Origin of the sequence: Streptomyces purpurogeneiscleroticus, assembly GCF_020024005.1 — a bacterium.
Taxonomy (GTDB): domain Bacteria; phylum Actinomycetota; class Actinomycetes; order Streptomycetales; family Streptomycetaceae; genus Streptomyces; species Streptomyces purpurogeneiscleroticus.
The window spans coordinates 1-17921 of the sequence record NZ_NHSG01000393.1 but is presented as its reverse complement, the minus strand read 5'-3'; the positions used below and the strand labels follow the sequence as shown (position 1 = coordinate 17921).

Sequence of the window (17921 nt, the reverse complement as noted above, 5' to 3'; positions counted from 1 at the left end):
CGATGGAGGGCTGGACGTGGGAGTACGAAGGGTACGACCCGCGGCAGGAGCGGCTGCGCGAAGCGCTGTGCACGCTCGGCAACGGCTACTTCGCCACGCGGGGCGCCGCACCCGAAGCTCCCGCCGGACCGGCCCACTACCCGGGCACGTACGTCGCCGGCTGCTACAACCGGCTGCTGTCCGACGTGGCCGGCCGCCAGGTGGAGAACGAGGATCTGGTCAACCTGCCGAACTGGCTGCCGTTGCGGTTCCGCGTGCGCGGTGACGGCGCCCCCCTGCCGTGGTTCACGCCGGACGACGGCTCGTTGCTGGCCCACCGGCAGGCCCTGGACCTGCACGGCGGCACCCTGACCAGGCACCTCCGGGTACGCGTCGACGGCGCGCCCGGGCGGGAGCTGCGTGTGGTCCAGAAGCGCCTCGTCCACATGGGCGATCCGCATACCGCTGCCCTGCGTACCGAATTCACCGCCATCGGCTGGTCGGGCACGCTGGACATCGAATCCGCACTGGACGGCGACGTGACCAACGCCGGCGTGGACCGTTACCGTGCGCTCGCCGGCCGGCACCTGACCCGCCTGCACACCGGCACGGTCGACCCCAGCACCTGCTGGCTGCGCTGCCGCACCGTGACGTCCGACCTGCGCATCGCCCTCGCCGCCCGGACCCGGGTCACGGCCGGCGGACCCGCCGACTCACACCCGCTGCTGGAGCCGGCCCGGGCAGGACAGCGGCTGACGGCGGAGGTCACCGACGGCACGCCGCTGGTGGTGGAGAAGACCGTGGCGCTGTACACCTCCCGTGACCCCGCCATCAGCGACCCCGCGCTGGCCGCGCTCGACAGTGTGACCCGGGCCCCGGACTTCCCCGGCCTGCTGAGCTCGCACCACGCCGCGTGGCAACGGCTGTGGCGCCGGGCGGAGCTGGACGTACCGGGCCAGGCCGGCGACATCCTGCGGCTGCACACCTTCCACCTCCTGCAGACGCTCTCACCGCACACCGCGGAACTGGACGTGGGCGTACCGGCCCGGGGACTGCACGGCGAGGCGTACCGAGGGCACGTCTTCTGGGACGAACTGTTCGTCCTGCCCTACCTCAACCTGCATTTCCCCGAAGTCTCCCGCGCTCTTCTGGACTACCGCTACCGGCGGCTGCCGCAGGCATGCCGGGCAGCGAGCGCGGCCGGCCGGGCCGGTGCGATGTACCCCTGGCAGAGCGGCAGCGACGGCCGGGAGGAAACACAGGTCCTGCACCTCAATCCGCGCTCCGGCCGCTGGCTCCCGGACCACTCCAGGCTCCAGCACCACGTGGGGTCGGCCGTTGCGTACAACGTCTGGCGCTACTGCGAGGCCACCGGCGACATGGCATACCTGCACACCAGGGGCGCGGAGATGCTGCTGCAGATCGCCCGGTTCTGGTCGAGCGCCGCCACGTACGACGCGTCGCTGGAGCGTTACCGCATCCGGCGGGTGGTCGGCCCCGACGAATACCACGACGGCTATCCGGACATCGCGGAGCCGGGAGTGGACGACAACGCGTACACCAACGTCACCGCGGCCTGGGTGCTCGCCAGGGCCTTGGAGACGACCCGCCTGCTGCCCGTCCCACGCCGTCGGGAGCTGCTGGAGCAACTGGCCGTCGACGACGGAGAACTCGACCGCTGGCGGGACATCTCGCACCGGCTTCACGTCCCCTTCCACGCCGGCGTCATCAGCCAGTTCGAAGGGTACGGTGACCTGGCCGAACTGGACTGGGCGGCCTATCGGGCACGCTACGGCGACATCCGGCGGCTGGACCGCATCCTGGAGGGCGAGAACGACACGCCCAACCGCTACCAGGTATCCAAGCAGGCCGATGTCCTGATGCTCGGTTACCTGTTTTCGCCCGCCGAACTCTCGTCTCTCTTCGAGCAGTTGGGCCACGAGATGAATGAGGACCTGTGGCGGTCCACCGTCGATTACTACTTGCACCGGACCGCGCACGGCTCGACGCTGAGCAGCCTGGTACACGGCTGGGTCCTGGCCCGAGCCCGGCGCCAGGACGCCTGGGAGCACTGCCTGGAGACGCTCAAAGGCGATGTCGCCGATACCCAGGGCGGTACCACTGCCGAAGGTATTCACCTCGGCGCCATGGCCGGCACGCTGGACTTCGTACAGCGCGGACTGACCGGCCTGGAGACACGGGAGGACGCCCTGCGCTTCGACCCGGTCCACCTTCCTCAACTGTCGGAATTCGGCTACCGGCTGCGCTACCGCGGGCACTGGGACGTCGGCGTCCGGTTCCGCGAGGGCCGGCTGCACATCATGGTCCCGGCTTCGGAGCAGCGGCCGATCCGGGCGGTGTGCGCCGGCCGGTCGGTGACGGTCCGGCCGGGGGAGACGGGGCAGTTCCCGCTGTAGCCGGTGACCGGTCGCGCGTGAGGGTCCAGCAGGCCCTGACAGGTACCGTCCGGCCCCGTGCGGTCGGACGGAGAGCGGCGCGATGCTCGGAGCGTAGCGAGTGCACCGGCCGGCAACACCCCGCGTTGCCATGGAGGTGGTCACCATGCCAGGCCCCATTACCGTCGGGCTGGACGGCTCGCGTGAGAGTCTGGCCGCCGCCGGCTGGGCGGCCAGGGAAGCCAGGCGGCGCGGACTGCCGCTCCGGCTGGTCCATGCCTGGGAAGGTCTGACGCCGGTCGACCGCGAGCCGGACCTGCCGGAACTCGCCGTCCCGCGCCACTGGGCGCGCAGGATACTGCGGGAGGCCGAAGGCACGCTCGCGCAGCGCTACCCGGACGTGCCCGTACTCGCTGAACAGATCGCCGGCGCTCCCGCCGGCGCGCTGCTCGCCGCCGCGAAGGAAGCCGGCATGCTGGTGCTCGGCTCCCGGGGGCTGGGCGGTGTCGCCGGCACCCTCGTCGGCTCGGTCGCGCTCGCGACCGCCGCACATGCCGGCTGCCCCGTGGCCCTGGTGCGCGCCGGTGAAGTGACCGCAGAAGAAGGCCAATTGCAGGACGAGGCCGGGCCACCGTACGCCGACGCTGCACACGGTGATGTGCTGCTCGGCCTCGATCCGCATTCCACGTGCGATGCGCTGATCGAGTTCGCCTTCGACACCGCGGCACGACGTGCGGCGCCGCTCCGCGTACTCCACGTGTGGCGTCCTCCCAGGGCGTACGCCGACGTCCCGGTCGCCGGGTACGAACTCGGCATCGACGCCGAATACGAGGCGAAGGCCCGCGAGGACGTAACGACGGCGCTGCGCCCATGGCGGGACAAGAACCCGAGGCAGCCGGTGACCGAAGACGTGCTCGTCGGCCGGGCGGCCGGCCGGGTACCGGTGGCCGCGGACCAGGCAGCGCTGGTGGTGGTCGGACGCCGGATACGGCACGCGGCCCTCGGCGCGCACCTCGGCCCTGTGGCCCACGCGGTCATCCACCATGCCCATTGCCCGGTGGTGGTGATCCCGCACGACTGAGGGATGCGGTCCGGCGGCATCTTCCGCCCGGTGCCGGTCAGTCCGACGGGACCAGGACCACTGGGCAGCGCGCGTGATGGAGGAGCGCATGCGTCACCGGACCGAGTTGGAGGCCGAAGTGGCGCGGTCGGCGGTGGGCGGCGAGAACGATGACATCGGCCTCCTCACTTGCCTGGATCAGGGCCCGGGCCGGGTCCTGACAGACGGCCTGTGCGTCTGCGCGTACCTGCGGGTACTTCTCCCGCAGCGAGGTGACGGCGTACTGCGGGACCGCTTCCGCGGCCTTGCGCAGGGCTTGCACTTCTTCCCACGTCAGTTGGGCGGGCCGGGCGACCTCACCATGAGGTGCGGGGAACTGCCAGGTGTGCAGCACGCGCAACGCCGCGTCGCGGCGGACCGCCTCGTCGAAGGCGAAGCGCAGGGCCTCCGTGTCGGCCTCCGATGCGAGACCGAGGACGATGGTGCGGTGCGGAGGCTCGGGTTCTCGGCGCACGACCATCAGCGGTGTGACGCAGTGGGCCGCGACGCGGAGGCTGACGGAACCGAGGAGCAGCCCCGCGAAGCCGCCGTAGCCGCGGGTGCCCAGGACCGTGAGGGACGCATTGCGGCCTTGACGCAGCAGCGCGCGGGCTGCTGCTTCCGTGGTCAGTACGGGCGTGACGGGAGTGTCCGGGGCCCGGGAGCGAGCCCGGTCGACGGCGGCGTCCATCGTCCGCTGCGCGCTGTTGAACAGGAGCGTTCCCACGTCGTCCCGCATGCCGTAGTCGGGCGACAGCCGTTTGCTCCACGGCCAGCCGCAGAGAATCTCCAACGCGGCCCCGCGGCACCGGGCTTCCGTCACGGCTGCGTCGAGCGCGATGACGGCGGGCGGCGAGCCGTCGTAACCGACGAGCACCCGGCCGTGCGGGGGATGCGAGGAGGAGGTCATGAGGACTCCTTGGGATATGCCTTTTCGCCTGTGCGGCGGGGGAGCAGCTCTCCGGGCCCACGTGCCACATTCCGAGGACCAGGGCCCGGCACCGGAGCAACCGGCGGTCACAGGAGCACGCGAGACAGGTCATTTCTCGGGGCTGAGCCGCCCGGCTCCCACCCCTTCGACATCCATGGCCGCGTAGTGGATCAACTGCTGCCCCAGAATTACCAGCGCGCGCCCCGCCGCCAGCTCGTCGCCGATCTCCGGCACGGGTGCGTCGTGCGGATGCTGGTGGGCGTGGCCCCGTGCTTCGAGCACGTTGTCACCGGTGTCGAGCACAGCCCATGCCGTGGTCTTCGGGCCCGTCTCGTAGAGATGCAGGCGCAGCTTCCACTCCTTCACGGCCAGCCGCTCGGCGTTACTGGTTCCGGACACGGCCCCTCTCCTTCCCGCGGTCGCGCGAGCGGCACCCACACCGGCCCGCGTACGCCCTTCCGTCACCTCCCACTGTGCGGCGCGCAGACGAATGCAGCAGCGGGCCGTCCGGCCCCCGCAGCCGCCGACCGGGGTCACGTCTGCTTGTGTCCCCATCGCGGACCGACTCGCTCCCATTCGCGGTCCCACAGCCGGGCACGCCGACGGTCGAGGCACAGGCGCACACCCCGGACGGCGAGCCACACCGCGGTGCACCAGCCGACGGCGGCCGCGGTACCGGTCAGAGCGGCAGTGATGACACTGTCCACCGGATCGAGCGGTTGCTTGGTGAGCCGGTTGTGGCCGTCGAGCCAGATGGCGAGGGCCGATCCGGCCCTGCGTCCCGGTTCGGCCTGTGCCATTCCGGTGTGAACGGAGCCCTGGGCGTCGCGCCAGCGGACCGTGACAGCGACCTTGCCGTTGTCGCCACTCTCGTACCCGGTGCTCGGGGCCCGCCCGGGTGCGTTCTCCACCAGGAAGGCCGTAGCCGGGTGCCGGTCCAGGCGCTGCTGCCGCAAGGTGTCGTGGGTCGAACGGCCCGCCATGACGGCGACAGCCGGCCCGCCGACCAGCACCAGCACCATGGCGACGAGCACGACCACCGACTCCAGGACGTCGGAAGGCCGCTTGAGCGGATTGCTCCGCCAGCGCCACAGCCGCTTCTTCGTCCTCATCACGTGCCTTCTTTCGTCCACCGGACGGCGGACCGCCCCGGCCACGGGCGCCGCGTGTGGCTGCCCGGAGCCCGGCCGACCGCCGGAATCCCGCCCCCGCCGGCCGTCGGCCGGGCGGCCCCGGCGTCGCCGTTGCCGGGACCTTCCCCGTGGCCGCTGCCCACTCCCGTCCGCTGTTCGCTGTCGCGGACCGCGCGGAGACCAGTGTGCGACGGTCCGGCCAGAGGGTCCGTGGGCCGTCCGGCCCACGGCACTGGGACGTACGGCCCTGCCGCCGGGCGGGAAGCCGAGCGAGACTCCTGCGGCCTCACGCGACCGTCGGCAGCCACGAGTTCCCGCTGACCGCTGGGCAGTGGGCTCTCTGTGCGGCCGCCGCAAGCTCGGTGGTCTTCGCTGCATGTGCCGCGCCACGTCCTGAACCGAGGCCAGCACCGGAACGGCGACGGCCGGCGCGGACATCGCGTACCGGACTTCCACGGCTTCTCCTCCTGCCCTCCTGCCTGATCGACGGTGGCTGTTCGTGGCTGCCGGCGTGGTGGTCCCGGTCGCGGGCCACCACGCCGGCCCACTGTCCGGCGGATGTCGCGTGCTCGGGGCACCCGCTCACTTCGCCGCGGCTATCACCTCTACGAAGTGCCCCACCTGGTCCTCGCTGAGGTGGCGGGCGAGGTCGGCCTCGCTGATGACACCGACGGGCCTGTCGTTCTCCACCACGGGCAGCCTGCGGATGAGGTGGTCCTCCATGGTCTGCAGTACGCGCCGCACGTCGGCGTCGGGGTCGACGGTGACCGGGCTGTCCTGTGCGAGCTCACCGGCGGTCATGCTCTGCGGGTCATGACCGTACGCCAGGCACTTCACCACGATGTCCCGGTCCGTGATGATGCCGCGTATCCGCTGGTCCGCGTCACAGACCAGCATCGAGCCAATGCCGTGCCGTGTCATTCGCTTGGCCACGTTCACCAGTGTTTCCTGCTCACCGACGCACTCGGCACCCTGGTGCATGATGTCCCGTGCCGTGGTCATGGCACCCTCCTCCTGCTCTGCCGACAGGCGGGCCGGACGTGCCCGCCCGTAGTGCCGTGAGCACAGCCTTGCACCGTCGGAGGGAAGTGGACAGAGTCGAACGGCCCTACGGACGGGGCACCTTCCGCGCCAGGATGGCCGTATGGGCCCCGGCAGGGGGACGATCGGCCCCTACGCGCCCCGGGAAAGGCTGGCGACGCTTGTGCCGGGAGAACGAGCAACCCGGCGCGAGCGGCCGGGAATCCGGAAGCGGGGGCGGTCATGGCGGGAGAGACGATCCCCAAGGCCACCCGGCCACGGGTCGGGCCGAACCTCACCGACTACGACGCCACCTGCGCGCGCTTCAGCTGGCGCGCGGTACGTGAGCGACTCGCGGGTCTGCCGGACGGCGGGCTGAACATGGCCTACGAGGCGGTGGACCGGCATGTCACCGAGGGCTGGGGCAAGCACACTGCCCTCCGCTGCGTGCGCCGGGACGGAACGACGGGAACCACCAGCTACGCCGAACTCGCCTTCTCCAGCAACCGTTTCGCGGCGGCTCTGAACTCTCTGGGCGTGTCCCGTGGCGACCGGGTCTTCACACTGCTCGGCCGCTGTCCGGAGCTGTTCACCACCGTCCTCGGTACGCTCAAGTGCGCCGCTGTGCTCTGTCCGCTGTTCTCCGCCTTCGGTCCGGACCCGGTCCAGCAGCGCATGCGCCTCGGCAACGCACGTGTACTCGTCACGACCGAGCAGTTGTACCTGCGCAAGGTCGCCGCGGCCCGCGCGTCACTTCCCGAACTGGAACACGTACTGATCGTCGGCCCACGAGAGCACGAACTCCCCGGCACCCACTCCTTCGACGAGACCCTCGCGGCGGCTCCGGAGAACTTCACCGTGCCGCACACCGAACCGGACGACATGGCGCTGCTGCACTTCACCAGCGGCACCACCGGCACACCCAAAGGCGCGATACACGTCCATGAAGCAGTGGTCGCCCACCACGTCACCGCGGCCTACGCACTCGACCTGCATCGTAACGACGTGTTCTGGTGCACCGCCGATCCCGGCTGGGTCACCGGCATGTCGTACGGCATCATCGCCCCGCTCACGCACGGCGTGACCGTCGTCGTGGACGAAGGCGACTTCGACGCCCGCCGTTGGTACCGGATCCTCGCCGACGAGCGCGTCACCGTCTGGTACACCGCGCCCACCGCCCTGCGCATGCTGATGCGCGCCACGCCGCGCGAGGGCCCGTACGACCTGCCGCGCTCCTACGACCTGTCGGCCCTCCGCTTCATCGCCTCCGTCGGCGAGCCGCTCAACCCCGAAGCGGTCCGGTGGGGGAGTGACGTCCTTGGCCTGCCGGTGCACGACAACTGGTGGCAGACCGAGACCGGCTGCATCGTCATCGCCAACCTGGCCGGCACCGACATCAGGCCGGGATCGATGGGACGCCCGCTGCCCGGCATGCACGCCACCGTCCTGGCACGCGGTCCCGACGGCCGCGCGCTGCGCCGCGCGGGGCACGTCCAGGAGGCGGACCGGCCCGACGTGGCCGGGGAACTCGCCCTGCGGCCCGGCTGGCCCTCCATGTTCCGCGGTTACCTGCACGAGAAGGAGCGCTACGCCGGGAGCTTCGCGGACGGCTGGTACCTCACCGGCGATGTGGTCCGCCGGGACGCCGACGGCTACTACTGGTTCGTCGGACGGGCCGATGACGTCATCAAGTCCGCCGGGCACCTCATCAGCCCCTTCGAGGTGGAGAGCGCGCTGCTGGAGCATCCGGCTGTCGCCGAGGCGGGCGTGATCGGACGCCCCGACGACACCGTGGGCGCGGTCGTGAAGGCATTCGTATCGCTCCGGCCGGGACGGGAGCCGGGAAAGGAGCTGGAGCGTGAGCTGATCGCCTTCACCCGGCGCAAGCTCGGTGCCGCGGTGGCACCCCGCGAGATCGCCTTCGACCAGGACCTGCCGAAGACCCGCAGCGGCAAGGTCGTACGGCGGATACTGCGGAGCCGCGAACTCGGACTGCCGGAAGGTGACGTGTCCACGCTGGAGGGACCACCATGAGCACCGCGCGCAAGAAGAGCCCGGAAACCGAGGTCATCGACCAGGGCGTCGGGCGTTCCCGGCCGGCCCGGGCCGGTTCCGGGAGCCACCGGGAGGCCGCGGACAAACACCGGCACGAACTCCTCGCGGCGATGCTGCTGATCCGCCGGTTCGAAGAGCGCTGCGTCGAGCTCTACAGTGCTTCCAAGATCCGCGGGTTCGTCCACCTGTACATCGGAGAGGAAGCCGTCGCCGTCGGCGTGACGCAGGCGTTGGGACCGGCGGACGCGGTGGTGTCCACCTACCGGGAGCACGGACACGCCCTGGCCCGCGGCGTCCCTGCCGAAGCCGTGCTGGCGGAGATGTACGGCAAGGCCAGTGGCTGCAGCCGGGGACGCGGCGGCTCCATGCACCTCTTCGACACCGGGCGCCGCTTCTACGGAGGCAACGCCATCGTCGCAGGCGGCCTTCCGGTGGCCGCGGGGCTCGCGCTGGCCGAGAAGCTGCGCGGCACCACGAATGTCGTCTGCTGCTTCTTCGGCGACGGAGCGTTCGCGGAGGGGGAGTTCCACGAAACAGCCAACCTCGCGGCACTGTGGAACCTGCCGTTGCTGCTCGCCTGCGAGAACAACCTCTATGCCATGGGAACGCCGCTGGCAGCCGAGCATGCCCAGACCGACCTGGCGATGCGTGCCTCCTCGTACGGCATGCCGGCCTGGAGCGTGGACGGCATGGACGTCCTGGCTGTCGAGCAGGCCGCCCATCGCGCGGTGGACGGCATCCGGGCGGGGCACGGGCCGCACTTCCTCGAACTGCGCACGTACCGCTTCCGCGCCCACTCCATGTACGACCCCGACCGCTACCGCGACAAGGCGGAGATCGAGCGGTGGCGCAGTCGCGACCCCCTCACCGTGCTCAGCACACTGATGCGGACGTTGGGCGAGCTGAACGACGAAGAGTACGCCGAGATGGAGCGGACGGCCGCCGAAACAGTCGGGCGGGCGGAGGCGTACGCCGAGGAAGCCCCGCTCGAACCGGCCGCGGACCTGCAGCGTTTCGTCCACTCCGAGAATCAGGTGGGACGTCATGGGGACGACAACGAGTGCCAACAGCCCCAGGAGCACGGAAACGACGTACCGGGAGGCGTTGCGCGACGCGATGCGTGAGGCGCTGAGGGCCGACGACCGCGTCTTCCTCATGGGCGAGGACGTCGGCAAGTACGGCGGCGCCTTCGGTGTCAGCCTGGGGCTCCTGGAGGAATTCGGCCCCGAGCGGATCCGCGACACACCGCTGTCGGAGGCAGCCTTCGTCGGCACCGGCATCGGTGCGGCCATCGCCGGCCTCCGGCCGATCGTCGAGGTGATGACGGTCAACTTCAGCCTGCTCGCACTCGACCAGATCCTCAACAACGCCGCCACCCTGCTCCACATGTCCGGCGGTCAGGTGTCGGTACCGATCGTCCTCCGTATGACGACCGGCGCCGGCCGGCAGCTCGCCGCCCAGCACTCCCACAGCCTGGAGGGCTGGTACGCGCACATCCCCGGCATCCGGGTACTGGCCCCGGCCACGCCGGAGGACGCCCGGGACATGCTCGCGCCCGCCCTCGCCGACCCGGACCCGGTCGTCATCTTCGAACACGGCTCCCTCTACAACACCAGCACCGTGCTGCTCGCGGCGCACGACCGACGCACGGACATCTCCTCGGCTGCCGTACGGCGGCAGGGCAAGGACGTCAGCCTCATCACCTATGGCGGATCGCTGCCCAAGGCACTGGCCGCCGCGGACCGGCTGGCGGCGGACAGAGTGTCCGCCGAGGTCATCGATCTCAGGTCGTTGCGCCCGCTGGACGACGCCACGGTCATGGCGTCCGTCCACCGCACCAACCACGCCGTCGTCATCGACGAGGGCTGGCGGACGGGAAGCCTGGCCGCCGAGATCACCGCCCGCATCTGCGAGCAGGCTTTCTACGAACTCGACGCCCCGGTCGAGCGGGTGTGCAGCGCCGAGGTCCCCATCCCCTACGCCCGCCACCTGGAGGAAGCGGCCCTGCCGAGCACAGGAAGCATCATCCGGGCGGCGCTGAAGGTGGTGGGCCGCAATGGGTGAGTTCCGCATGCCCGCGCTGGGCGCCGACATGGAACAGGGCACCCTTACCGAATGGCTGGTGCATCCGGGCGACCACGTCACCAAGGGCGATCCGGTGGCCGTGATCGAGACGGCGAAGTCCGACATCGAGGTGGAGTGCTTCGAAAGCGGCGTGATCACCGAACTCCTCGCCGAACCGGGAGACTTGCTGCCGGTCGGCGCGCCGCTCGCCGAGATCACTTCCGAAGCGGAAGCCGGCGTGGTTCCCCCGGCGGCCGGCGAGGGAGCGGCCCCGGGGCCCGTCTCTCCGGAGCCACCTGCCGAACCGGCCACGGCGGAACCCGCCCCGCCCATGGAGACGGTGACGTCCCCTCTCGTACGCCACCTCGCCCAGGACAAGCACATCGACCTCGCCACGGTCCACGGCACCGGTCGCGGCGGACGCGTCACCCGCAACGACGTGGAACGGGCCGCCTCCCCTCCGGAGCGCGTACGCGCCACCCCCATGGCCCGCCGCGTCGCCGCCGAACTGAACATCGACCTCGCCACGGTGCAGGGCACGGGAGACGCGGGCGCGGTACGTGTCGCGGACGTACGCGGCCGGGCCGCTGCCCATCCGCCGCTCGCCTTGCCGGACGGGCGGAGCGAGGCGGGCACCGCACCGCGGACGACCACCGCACCGCGGTCGACCACCGCGCCCCAGACAACCGCCGCAGCGCCGCACCGTACGACGAGCGGGCCTGCCGCCGGCGGACGGGACCAGCGCCGGGAAGCGATGCGCTCGGCCATCGCCGCCCTCATGGCCCGCTCGCAACGCGACATCCCGCACTACTACCTCTCCCGGACCATCGACCTCACCCACGCCATGGCCTGGATGAACGCGCACAACCGTGACCGGCCCGTCTCCCAGCGTCTGCTTCCCGCATGCCTGCTGCTCAAGGCCGCGGCACGGGCCGCACGCGAAGTGCCGGAGACGAACGGACACTGGACGGACGGCCGTTTCCACCCCGCCGGGACGGTGCGTCTCGGTGTCGCGATCGCCCTGCGCGGTGGCGGCCTGGTCGCCCCTGTTCTCCGTGACGCGGACGAGGCCACACTTCCGCAGCTCATGGCCCGCCTGAAGGACCTTGCGAACCGAGTCCGCGCAGGACGCCTCAAGAGCTCCGAGATGGGCGCACCCACCATCACGGTGACCAGCATCGGAGACCGCGGAGCGGACGCGGTCTACGGCGTGATCCACCCACCGCAGGTGGCCCTCGTGGGATTCGGCACGGTCCAGGAGCGGCCGTGCGCGGTGGACGGCCTCCTGGGCATCCGGCCGACCGTCATCGCCACGCTCGCCGGGGACCACCGGGCGAGCGACGGAGCCACCGGTGCCCGCTACCTCGCATCGGTCGAGCGGCTGCTTCAGCAACCGGAGGAACTATGACACCACTGACCCGTGCGGAAGCCCTCACGATCATGCGGCAGGAGATCTCCCGCATCGCACCCGACGCCGATGTCGACGCGGTGCCGACGGACGCACCGTTCCGGGAGGTCCTGGAGCTGGATTCGCTGGATTTCCTCAACCTCGTCGAAGTACTCATCGAACGCACCGGTGCCCGCATCGACGAAGAGGACTACGCCTCCTTGCGAACGCTTTCCGGCAGCGCCGACTTCCTGGTCGCCCGGACCGCCGACCGTGCGGCCGCTCCATAGCTGCGACCGCATACGCTCTCTCCACGCCGGCCGACCGACTTACCTGAGGGCGTGCCGTGCGGCGATCCGTACCGCACGGCACCGGCACCCGGCCGGCGACCCCAGTTTCACCAGCACAGTCGGGTGCCGCGTCCCCCAGCGGAATCAACTGGCAGTCCGATTGCCCGCTCCCGGCAAGGCAAGCGTCCGCAGCCAGGCGATTGTGGCTTCCGCACCGACAAGCCTGTCCAAAGCGAGCCGAAGGCGCAACAGGCGTGCGATGCCGATATCGGGACCCGGTGTCGGAATGCGGCGCCGGTGATTGCGATAACAGGTGCGGCAGGCGGCCGACGGCCCGGGGGAGGGAAACCGGATCTCTGCCCCGGCCACGGCTCACTTGAGGATGGCAGTGACCTGTCCGGCACCGACGGTATGACCGCCCTCACGAATGGCGAATTTCTGCCCTACCTCCATCGCGACTGGCTGAATCAGCTGGACGGAAATGCTGGCGTCGTCGCCCGGCAGGACCATCTGTGTGCCTTCGGGGAGCGTCACGACGCCGGTCACATCCGTGGTGCGGAAGTAGAATTGCGGCCGATAGTTGGTGAAGAACGGGGTGTGACGCCCTCCTTCGTCCTTGGACAGGATGTACGCGCGGGCCTCGAATGCCGTGTGCGGTGTGACTGATCCGGGGGCGGCGATGACTTGTCCCCGCTCGACGTCGGTTCGCCGGGTACCGCGGAGAAGCAGTCCGACGTTCTCGCCGGCCCGGCCTTCGTCCAGGAGTTTGCGGAACATTTCGATGCCGGTGACGGTGGTGTTGGTCTTCTCCGGCCGGATGCCGATGATATCGACAGGCTGATTCACTTTCAGTACACCGCGCTCGATGCGCCCGGTGACGACAGTACCGCGTCCGGTGATGCTGAAGACGTCCTCGATCGGCATGAGGAACGGCTTGTCGACGTCGCGCTGCGGCTCGGGTATGGAAGCGTCGACCGCGGCGAGCAGTTCCATGACGGAGGCGGACCACTCCTTGTCGCCTTCCAGGGCTTTGGCGGCGGACACCCTGAGCACGGGGATGTCGTCACCGGGAAAGCCGTAACTGCTGAGCAGTTCCCGCACTTCGAGTTCGACGAGCTCCAGAATCTCCTCGTCGTCCATGAGGTCGGCCTTGTTGAGGGCGACAACGATGGACGGAACGCCGACCTGCCGGGCGAGCAGCACGTGCTCCCTCGTCTGTGGCATGGGCCCGTCGTCGGCAGCGACCACCAGAATCGCGCCGTCCATCTGCGCGGCCCCGGTGATCATGTTCTTGATGTAGTCCGCGTGGCCGGGGCAGTCGACGTGCGCGTAATGACGATTCTCTGTTTCGTACTCGACGTGCGCGATGGAGATGGTGATGCCGCGCTGGCGCTCCTCAGGGGCTTTGTCGATCTCGTCGAACGGTGTGAACGGGTTGAGATCCGGAAGCCGGTCGTGCAGCACCTTGGTGATGGCCGCGGTAAGGGTTGTCTTGCCGTGGTCTATGTGGCCGATGGTCCCGATATTGACATGTGGCTTGGTGCGCTGGAATTTCGCTTTCGCCATGTCAGCTCCTCCTGCCCTGTCGTGGGGGTGAAGCAAGTGAATTCACTGATCCGTATCAGAAGTGGCGCCGACGGGCTCACCATCAGTTCTGAACCTGGTTCCCTCAAGGGGCTGGCATCAGCATTCCGGCAGCGATCCGCACATGGGGAGGTGGACAACAAGCCAGACTTCATGCCGAGGTCTTCTGTTGTTCGGTGCGTGCACCGCCTTCCCCAGAGCACCGAATGTCAACTCCGGCTGGTACGGCACCCCCAGTGTCGGAAGGCCGCTTCGCTAAGGCCGGTGTGCCGCTCCCGCCATCAGCCAGGAGACGGTGCGGCTGATGTCCGAACGCGACACGATGCCGAGGAGGTTGCCGGTCGTGGGCGAGAGGACCAGGGCGCGTCCCGCACCGCTCTCCAGGAGCGGTAGCAGCTCCACCACCGGAGTGCCGGGGAGGGCGGTGGCGACGTCGGCCAACGGGCTCATGACCTCTCCGAGCGTGGTGGTGGCGCGGCGGTCCGCCGGGGTGCGATCGATCTGCGTGACGGACACCAGGCCGACCGGAATCCCGTCCATGCCGGCCGAGGCCATGACGGGGAAGGCCGTATGGCGGTAATGGCCGGTGGGCAGGTGCATGAGGAAGTCCTGAACGGTGGCCGTGGCGGAGACGGTGGCGGGGTGCGGCGTCATCACCTGCCGTACCGGGACGCCGGACAGCGTGCTGCGGAGCTGGGCCTGCTGGCCTTCCGCGGTCGCCGTCACGATCATGAACCATCCGATGAGCGCCAGCCAGAGCCCCGAGAGGTCACCGCCGAACAGAACCGACACGAACCCGAGCAGCACTAGGAGCCAGCCGACGAAGCGTCCGGCGGCGGTGGCGCCGAGAGCGGCCTTCAACCGGTCGCCGCTGCGCCGCCACAGAAACGCCCGCAGCAGCCGGCCACCGTCCAGCGGGGCGGCGGGGAGGGAGTTGAAGACGGCCAGCAGGATGTTGACGGCGGCGAGCCAGCCGACGGCTTCGGTGAGGAGCTGCGGGACGGGCAGGCGGTCCAGCCACAGGAAGAGGCCGACGAACACGCCACCGAGTACAGCACTGGTCAGCGGGCCGACCCCGGCAATGCGCAACTCGGCACGCGGGGAGGAGGCTTCGTCGCGCAGGCGTGCCACTCCGCCGAGCATCCACAGGGTGATGTCTTCGACCTTGACGTGATGGCGCCGTGCCACAATGGCATGTGCCACTTCGTGTGCCAGCAGCGAAGCGAGGAAGACCACGGCGGTTGCGAGGGCCACGCCCCAGTAAGCCGCCGCCGAGTAGCCGGGGTGGCTCTCGGGAAGGCGCCCTTGGGCGAGGGCGAGTGTCACCAGTACCAGGATGACCAGGACACTCCAGTGGACGCCGATCCGTACGCCGGCGATCCGGCCGAGGGCGAGTGCTCCCTTCACGGCCCCTCCTTCCCTCCTTCAGAAGTCCGGCGGCGTGCGTGTGCTGTGCTGGAGTGCATGTGCCGTGCTGGAGACGTCTAGGCGGCAGGACCCTCGTGTTCGGCACCGCCGCAGGTACGGCAGGTCGCACGGCGAGCGGAACGCTTCCCCCAGGAAGGGCCGGTACCCACGTCGTGGTGCACTTCCTCGGTCGTGAGAACCATGTGCTCGGCACAGATTCCCGTGCCGCAATGACAGCAGATCGCGACCGCTGGGACGTTCTTCCGTTCTTGTGTGCAATCGAAGCAGTTCATGAAGAGAACCCCGATGCTCGGCTTCCTACTTCGTCCTACGGCCAGTGTGCAGCGCAATGCCTCCCGGTACTGGGGGCCGGATGGCCTCATACGTGTGGCAACCGGCTCTGGCCACGGGGCAGAAGCGTGCTGGAGAAGCCGCCGGGGTGAGGCGTCCACCTCACGCGACGTCCATACGCCGCCCGCTGAAGGTGTCCGAGAGGCCAGTTGCTCGGCGGCCGGTCCTGTGACGAGCCGCGCGGGCCCGACCATCAGAAAGACGTACGCCTTCAAGGGGCCCCTTCACTTTCACTCTGTTCGTTCTTTGCACAGCGCTCCGGCACGTACGCGGCTGCCCGAACCGGCCGAGACTCCAGCTTTCGCGCGTACTGAAATCCGCACCAGGGCCGAACGGACCCGGCCGTTGCCAACCGGCGGCCGATCGGTCCAGGAAAAGGGCCCTCATGCGGGACCGAATCGGCCCTGCCCGCGAATACCCGCATGCGCGAAGGTGTCAGGCGTGCCCCCGAGAATCCCGGAGGGGGTCGGGTAGGCGAAAGGACGACATGGTGGATCACCGCCCTGTGGTGGTGGGAGCCGACGGCTCGGGATGGAGTCTGCAGGCCGTCGACTGGGCCGTCGACGCGGCAGTGCGATACGGCGTGCGGCTGCGCATCGTGCATGCCTTCCGGGAGGAGGACCGGCAGGTCGGGCACGTTCCCGGCTTTCACCCCACCGAGCCCCCGGAGAGCCTCGTCAGCGTCGCGAGCGAGCATGCCGCCCGGCGCGCTCCGGGGCTGGAGGTCACCACGCACCTGATTCCGCATGCCCCGGAGGCAGCCCTGACGGCCGAGAGCCGGGAGGCCAGGGTGGTGGTCGTCGGCCACCGTGGCCGCGGACGGCTGGCATCGTCGCTGCTCGGTTCGGTGGGGCTGGGCGTGGCCGTTCGCGCGCACTGCCCGGTGGTGGTCGTACGGGGCCGTCCGGCGAACATCGAAGGGCGCAACCGCCGCATATGTCTGGGAATCGGCAAGCGGATGGCCGACAGCGGAGCGGCAGCTTTCGCCTTCGAAGAGGCGGTGCTCCGTGGTGCTCACATCGAAGCCGTGCACGCTTGGCTGTGCACCAGTGTGGAAGGACGCGAGCGGCACGGACTGCTGTGCGAGTGCCGGGCCGCTCATGAACGACGGGCGAAAAAGCTCTTCGATGAGGTGCTGGCCGAACAGGGCAGGAAGCATTCGCGTTTTTGGGACGTTCACCACCGGACCGTGGAGGGGGCGCCGGGTACCGTTCTGACGGCCGCGTCGATGACCGCCGACCTACTGGTGTTGGGCGCCCGCCGCAGGAAGGCGCCCTTCGGCCCTCACCTCGGCTCGGTCGGCCACGCGGTATTGCACCATGCACTGTGCCCGGTCGCGGTCGTTCCCGAAGTCCGGCCTCGGTGAGCGGGAGGACGGCACACCGAGCGCGGCCGCGGCGGACTGGGCGGCCAGGGAAGCCCGGCGGCGAGTTCTGCCCCTGCGGCTGGTCCACGCTTGGGGAGGGCTGACGACCACCGGCACCGACCCGGACCTGCGATGCCGGTGATCTGTGCCCGGGAGCGGTCAGAGGTCGCGTACCCGCCCGGCGATCAGGTGCCCGACGAGCAGGTAGATCACGGCGGGCAGGCCGTAATTGAGGGCGACGCGCAGCCCCTCGGTATCCATGGTGAAGATGTCCCGCGCCCACCAGGCGAGGGGGTCGGCCACGCCCTGGACGAACTGGACGAAGACGTTCGCCTGGTTCGCTCCGAGCAGGTAGAGCAGGATCCACAGCACCAGGAACGTGGCGGCGATATCGGCCATGGTGTGGATGATCAGGGCGGTCCGGTTGGCGGTGCCGCCCCGGCCGCGGTTGTACTGATCATCGACGGGCATGGAATCGGGGACGTTGCTCACTGGAGTCGCAATCCGGCGCAGGCAGCGCCTCGACGGCGGGGGAGAGCGATCACGGCCAGGGTAGCCACCCCCCACAGGAGACACCCTGGCCGTGATCGGATGCGGGACGCTCGCGTGCGCCCGCATGCAGTTCTGCGCCGTTGGTGTGCTGCCGCGTTACTCGACCCAGCGAGACATCCGAAATGTGCAGCAGTGCGCCTTGTGGCAGGCGCCTGCTCGTTACGGGCGTGACAAAAGAGCAACCAGTGACGCAGGAAAAGACGAGCCGACTGGTCATCGGCGTGTGCGGCTCCACCGGTCTTCCCCCCGTGCCGGCGGAGCCGCCCCGGCGCGGGCGGGGCAGCAACCTCCGTAGGCCCCGCCCGCG

16 protein-coding genes are annotated in these 17921 nt (G+C 69.9%); 8 read left to right on the top strand and 8 right to left on the bottom strand.

Annotation, left to right across the window (positions count from 1 at the left end; all coding sequences use genetic code 11):
- The first annotated feature begins 2 nt into the window (after nucleotides 1–2).
- Nucleotides 3–2396, top strand: coding sequence for a glycoside hydrolase family 65 protein (locus tag CCS38_RS28800; RefSeq protein ID WP_223736268.1), 2394 nt, complete (start codon nucleotides 3–5; stop codon nucleotides 2394–2396).
- A gap of 145 nt (nucleotides 2397–2541) precedes the next feature.
- Nucleotides 2542–3456: a universal stress protein gene (locus tag CCS38_RS28795; RefSeq protein WP_223736267.1), complete on the top strand. Its 915-nt coding sequence runs from the start codon at nucleotides 2542–2544 to the stop codon at nucleotides 3454–3456.
- A 37-nt stretch (nucleotides 3457–3493) separates the two neighbouring features.
- On the opposite strand, the gene CCS38_RS28790 is transcribed toward CCS38_RS28795, so the two are convergent.
- From CCS38_RS28790 to CCS38_RS28775, 4 genes are all read right to left on the bottom strand, one after another.
- Nucleotides 3494–4384 carry a universal stress protein gene (locus CCS38_RS28790; protein WP_223736266.1) on the bottom strand — a complete coding sequence of 297 codons (891 nt, stop codon included), beginning with the start codon at nucleotides 4382–4384 and terminating at the stop codon, nucleotides 3494–3496.
- Between the two features lie 129 nt (nucleotides 4385–4513).
- On the bottom strand, nucleotides 4514–4804 hold the full coding sequence (locus CCS38_RS28785) for a dsRBD fold-containing protein (protein WP_223736265.1): 291 nt from the start codon (nucleotides 4802–4804) through the stop codon (nucleotides 4514–4516).
- 134 nt (nucleotides 4805–4938) lie between these two features.
- Nucleotides 4939–5517, bottom strand: a complete 579-nt coding sequence (locus CCS38_RS28780) for an Rv1733c family protein (protein WP_223736264.1) — start codon at nucleotides 5515–5517, stop codon at nucleotides 4939–4941.
- 603 nt (nucleotides 5518–6120) lie between these two features.
- Nucleotides 6121–6540 (bottom strand): CBS domain-containing protein, encoded by a 420-nt coding sequence (locus CCS38_RS28775; RefSeq protein ID WP_223736263.1) that lies wholly within the window; start codon nucleotides 6538–6540, stop codon nucleotides 6121–6123.
- A gap of 261 nt (nucleotides 6541–6801) precedes the next feature.
- On the opposite strand from CCS38_RS28775, the gene acsA reads away from it, so the two are divergent.
- Genes acsA through CCS38_RS28750 form a run of 5 tightly spaced genes read left to right on the top strand, consistent with a single transcriptional unit; the run spans nucleotide 6802 to nucleotide 12354 of the window.
- A complete protein-coding gene (gene acsA / locus CCS38_RS28770; RefSeq protein WP_223736262.1) occupies nucleotides 6802–8592 on the top strand; it encodes an acetate--CoA ligase in 1791 nt (596 codons plus the stop codon).
- Nucleotides 8589–9737: a pyruvate dehydrogenase (acetyl-transferring) E1 component subunit alpha gene (pdhA, locus tag CCS38_RS28765; protein ID WP_223736261.1), complete on the top strand. Its 1149-nt coding sequence runs from the start codon at nucleotides 8589–8591 to the stop codon at nucleotides 9735–9737. The genes acsA and pdhA overlap by 4 nt, the downstream gene beginning before the upstream one ends.
- Nucleotides 9658–10677, top strand: coding sequence for an alpha-ketoacid dehydrogenase subunit beta (locus tag CCS38_RS28760; protein WP_223736260.1), 1020 nt, complete (start codon nucleotides 9658–9660; stop codon nucleotides 10675–10677). The genes pdhA and CCS38_RS28760 overlap by 80 nt, the downstream gene beginning before the upstream one ends.
- Nucleotides 10670–12085 carry a dihydrolipoamide acetyltransferase family protein gene (locus CCS38_RS28755; protein ID WP_223736259.1) on the top strand — a complete coding sequence of 472 codons (1416 nt, stop codon included), beginning with the start codon at nucleotides 10670–10672 and terminating at the stop codon, nucleotides 12083–12085. Before CCS38_RS28760 ends, CCS38_RS28755 begins: the two co-directional genes overlap by 8 nt.
- Nucleotides 12082–12354: an acyl carrier protein gene (locus CCS38_RS28750; protein WP_223736258.1), complete on the top strand. Its 273-nt coding sequence runs from the start codon at nucleotides 12082–12084 to the stop codon at nucleotides 12352–12354. Before CCS38_RS28755 ends, CCS38_RS28750 begins: the two co-directional genes overlap by 4 nt.
- 372 nt (nucleotides 12355–12726) lie before the next feature.
- Here the strand turns inward: CCS38_RS28750 and tuf are convergent, their stop codons facing one another.
- From tuf to CCS38_RS35780, 3 genes are all read right to left on the bottom strand, one after another.
- Nucleotides 12727–13920 (bottom strand): elongation factor Tu, encoded by a 1194-nt coding sequence (tuf, locus tag CCS38_RS28745; RefSeq protein WP_223736257.1) that lies wholly within the window; start codon nucleotides 13918–13920, stop codon nucleotides 12727–12729.
- 273 nt (nucleotides 13921–14193) lie between these two features.
- On the bottom strand, nucleotides 14194–15345 hold the full coding sequence (locus CCS38_RS28740) for a site-2 protease family protein (protein ID WP_223736256.1): 1152 nt from the start codon (nucleotides 15343–15345) through the stop codon (nucleotides 14194–14196).
- Between the two features lie 77 nt (nucleotides 15346–15422).
- On the bottom strand, nucleotides 15423–15638 hold the full coding sequence (locus CCS38_RS35780; RefSeq protein WP_223736255.1) for a DUF2180 family protein: 216 nt from the start codon (nucleotides 15636–15638) through the stop codon (nucleotides 15423–15425).
- 545 nt (nucleotides 15639–16183) lie between these two features.
- Here CCS38_RS35780 and CCS38_RS28730 point away from each other — a divergent pair.
- Nucleotides 16184–17062 carry a universal stress protein gene (locus CCS38_RS28730; RefSeq protein WP_223736254.1) on the top strand — a complete coding sequence of 293 codons (879 nt, stop codon included), beginning with the start codon at nucleotides 16184–16186 and terminating at the stop codon, nucleotides 17060–17062.
- 159 nt (nucleotides 17063–17221) lie between these two features.
- On the opposite strand, the gene CCS38_RS28725 is transcribed toward CCS38_RS28730, so the two are convergent.
- A complete protein-coding gene (locus CCS38_RS28725) occupies nucleotides 17222–17533 on the bottom strand; it encodes a hypothetical protein (protein WP_223736253.1) in 312 nt (103 codons plus the stop codon).
- Between the last annotated feature and the right edge of the window lie 388 nt (nucleotides 17534–17921).

Coding starts and splice junctions, on each gene's coding strand:
- CCS38_RS28775 (WP_223736263.1), bottom strand. CDS start 6,540: ATGACCACGGCACGGGACATCATGCACCAGGGTGCCGAGTGCGTCGGT.
- CCS38_RS28755 (WP_223736259.1), top strand. CDS start 10,670: ATGGGTGAGTTCCGCATGCCCGCGCTGGGCGCCGACATGGAACAGGGC.
- CCS38_RS28730 (WP_223736254.1), top strand. CDS start 16,184: ATGGTGGATCACCGCCCTGTGGTGGTGGGAGCCGACGGCTCGGGATGG.
- tuf (WP_223736257.1), bottom strand. CDS start 13,920: ATGGCGAAAGCGAAATTCCAGCGCACCAAGCCACATGTCAATATCGGG.
- CCS38_RS28750 (WP_223736258.1), top strand. CDS start 12,082: ATGACACCACTGACCCGTGCGGAAGCCCTCACGATCATGCGGCAGGAG.
- pdhA (WP_223736261.1), top strand. CDS start 8,589: ATGAGCACCGCGCGCAAGAAGAGCCCGGAAACCGAGGTCATCGACCAG.
- CCS38_RS28800 (WP_223736268.1), top strand. CDS start 3: ATGGAGGGCTGGACGTGGGAGTACGAAGGGTACGACCCGCGGCAGGAG.
- CCS38_RS28795 (WP_223736267.1), top strand. CDS start 2,542: ATGCCAGGCCCCATTACCGTCGGGCTGGACGGCTCGCGTGAGAGTCTG.
- CCS38_RS28780 (WP_223736264.1), bottom strand. CDS start 5,517: ATGAGGACGAAGAAGCGGCTGTGGCGCTGGCGGAGCAATCCGCTCAAG.
- CCS38_RS28790 (WP_223736266.1), bottom strand. CDS start 4,384: ATGACCTCCTCCTCGCATCCCCCGCACGGCCGGGTGCTCGTCGGTTAC.
- CCS38_RS28725 (WP_223736253.1), bottom strand. CDS start 17,533: ATGCCCGTCGATGATCAGTACAACCGCGGCCGGGGCGGCACCGCCAAC.
- CCS38_RS28760 (WP_223736260.1), top strand. CDS start 9,658: ATGGGGACGACAACGAGTGCCAACAGCCCCAGGAGCACGGAAACGACG.
- acsA (WP_223736262.1), top strand. CDS start 6,802: ATGGCGGGAGAGACGATCCCCAAGGCCACCCGGCCACGGGTCGGGCCG.
- CCS38_RS35780 (WP_223736255.1), bottom strand. CDS start 15,638: ATGAACTGCTTCGATTGCACACAAGAACGGAAGAACGTCCCAGCGGTC.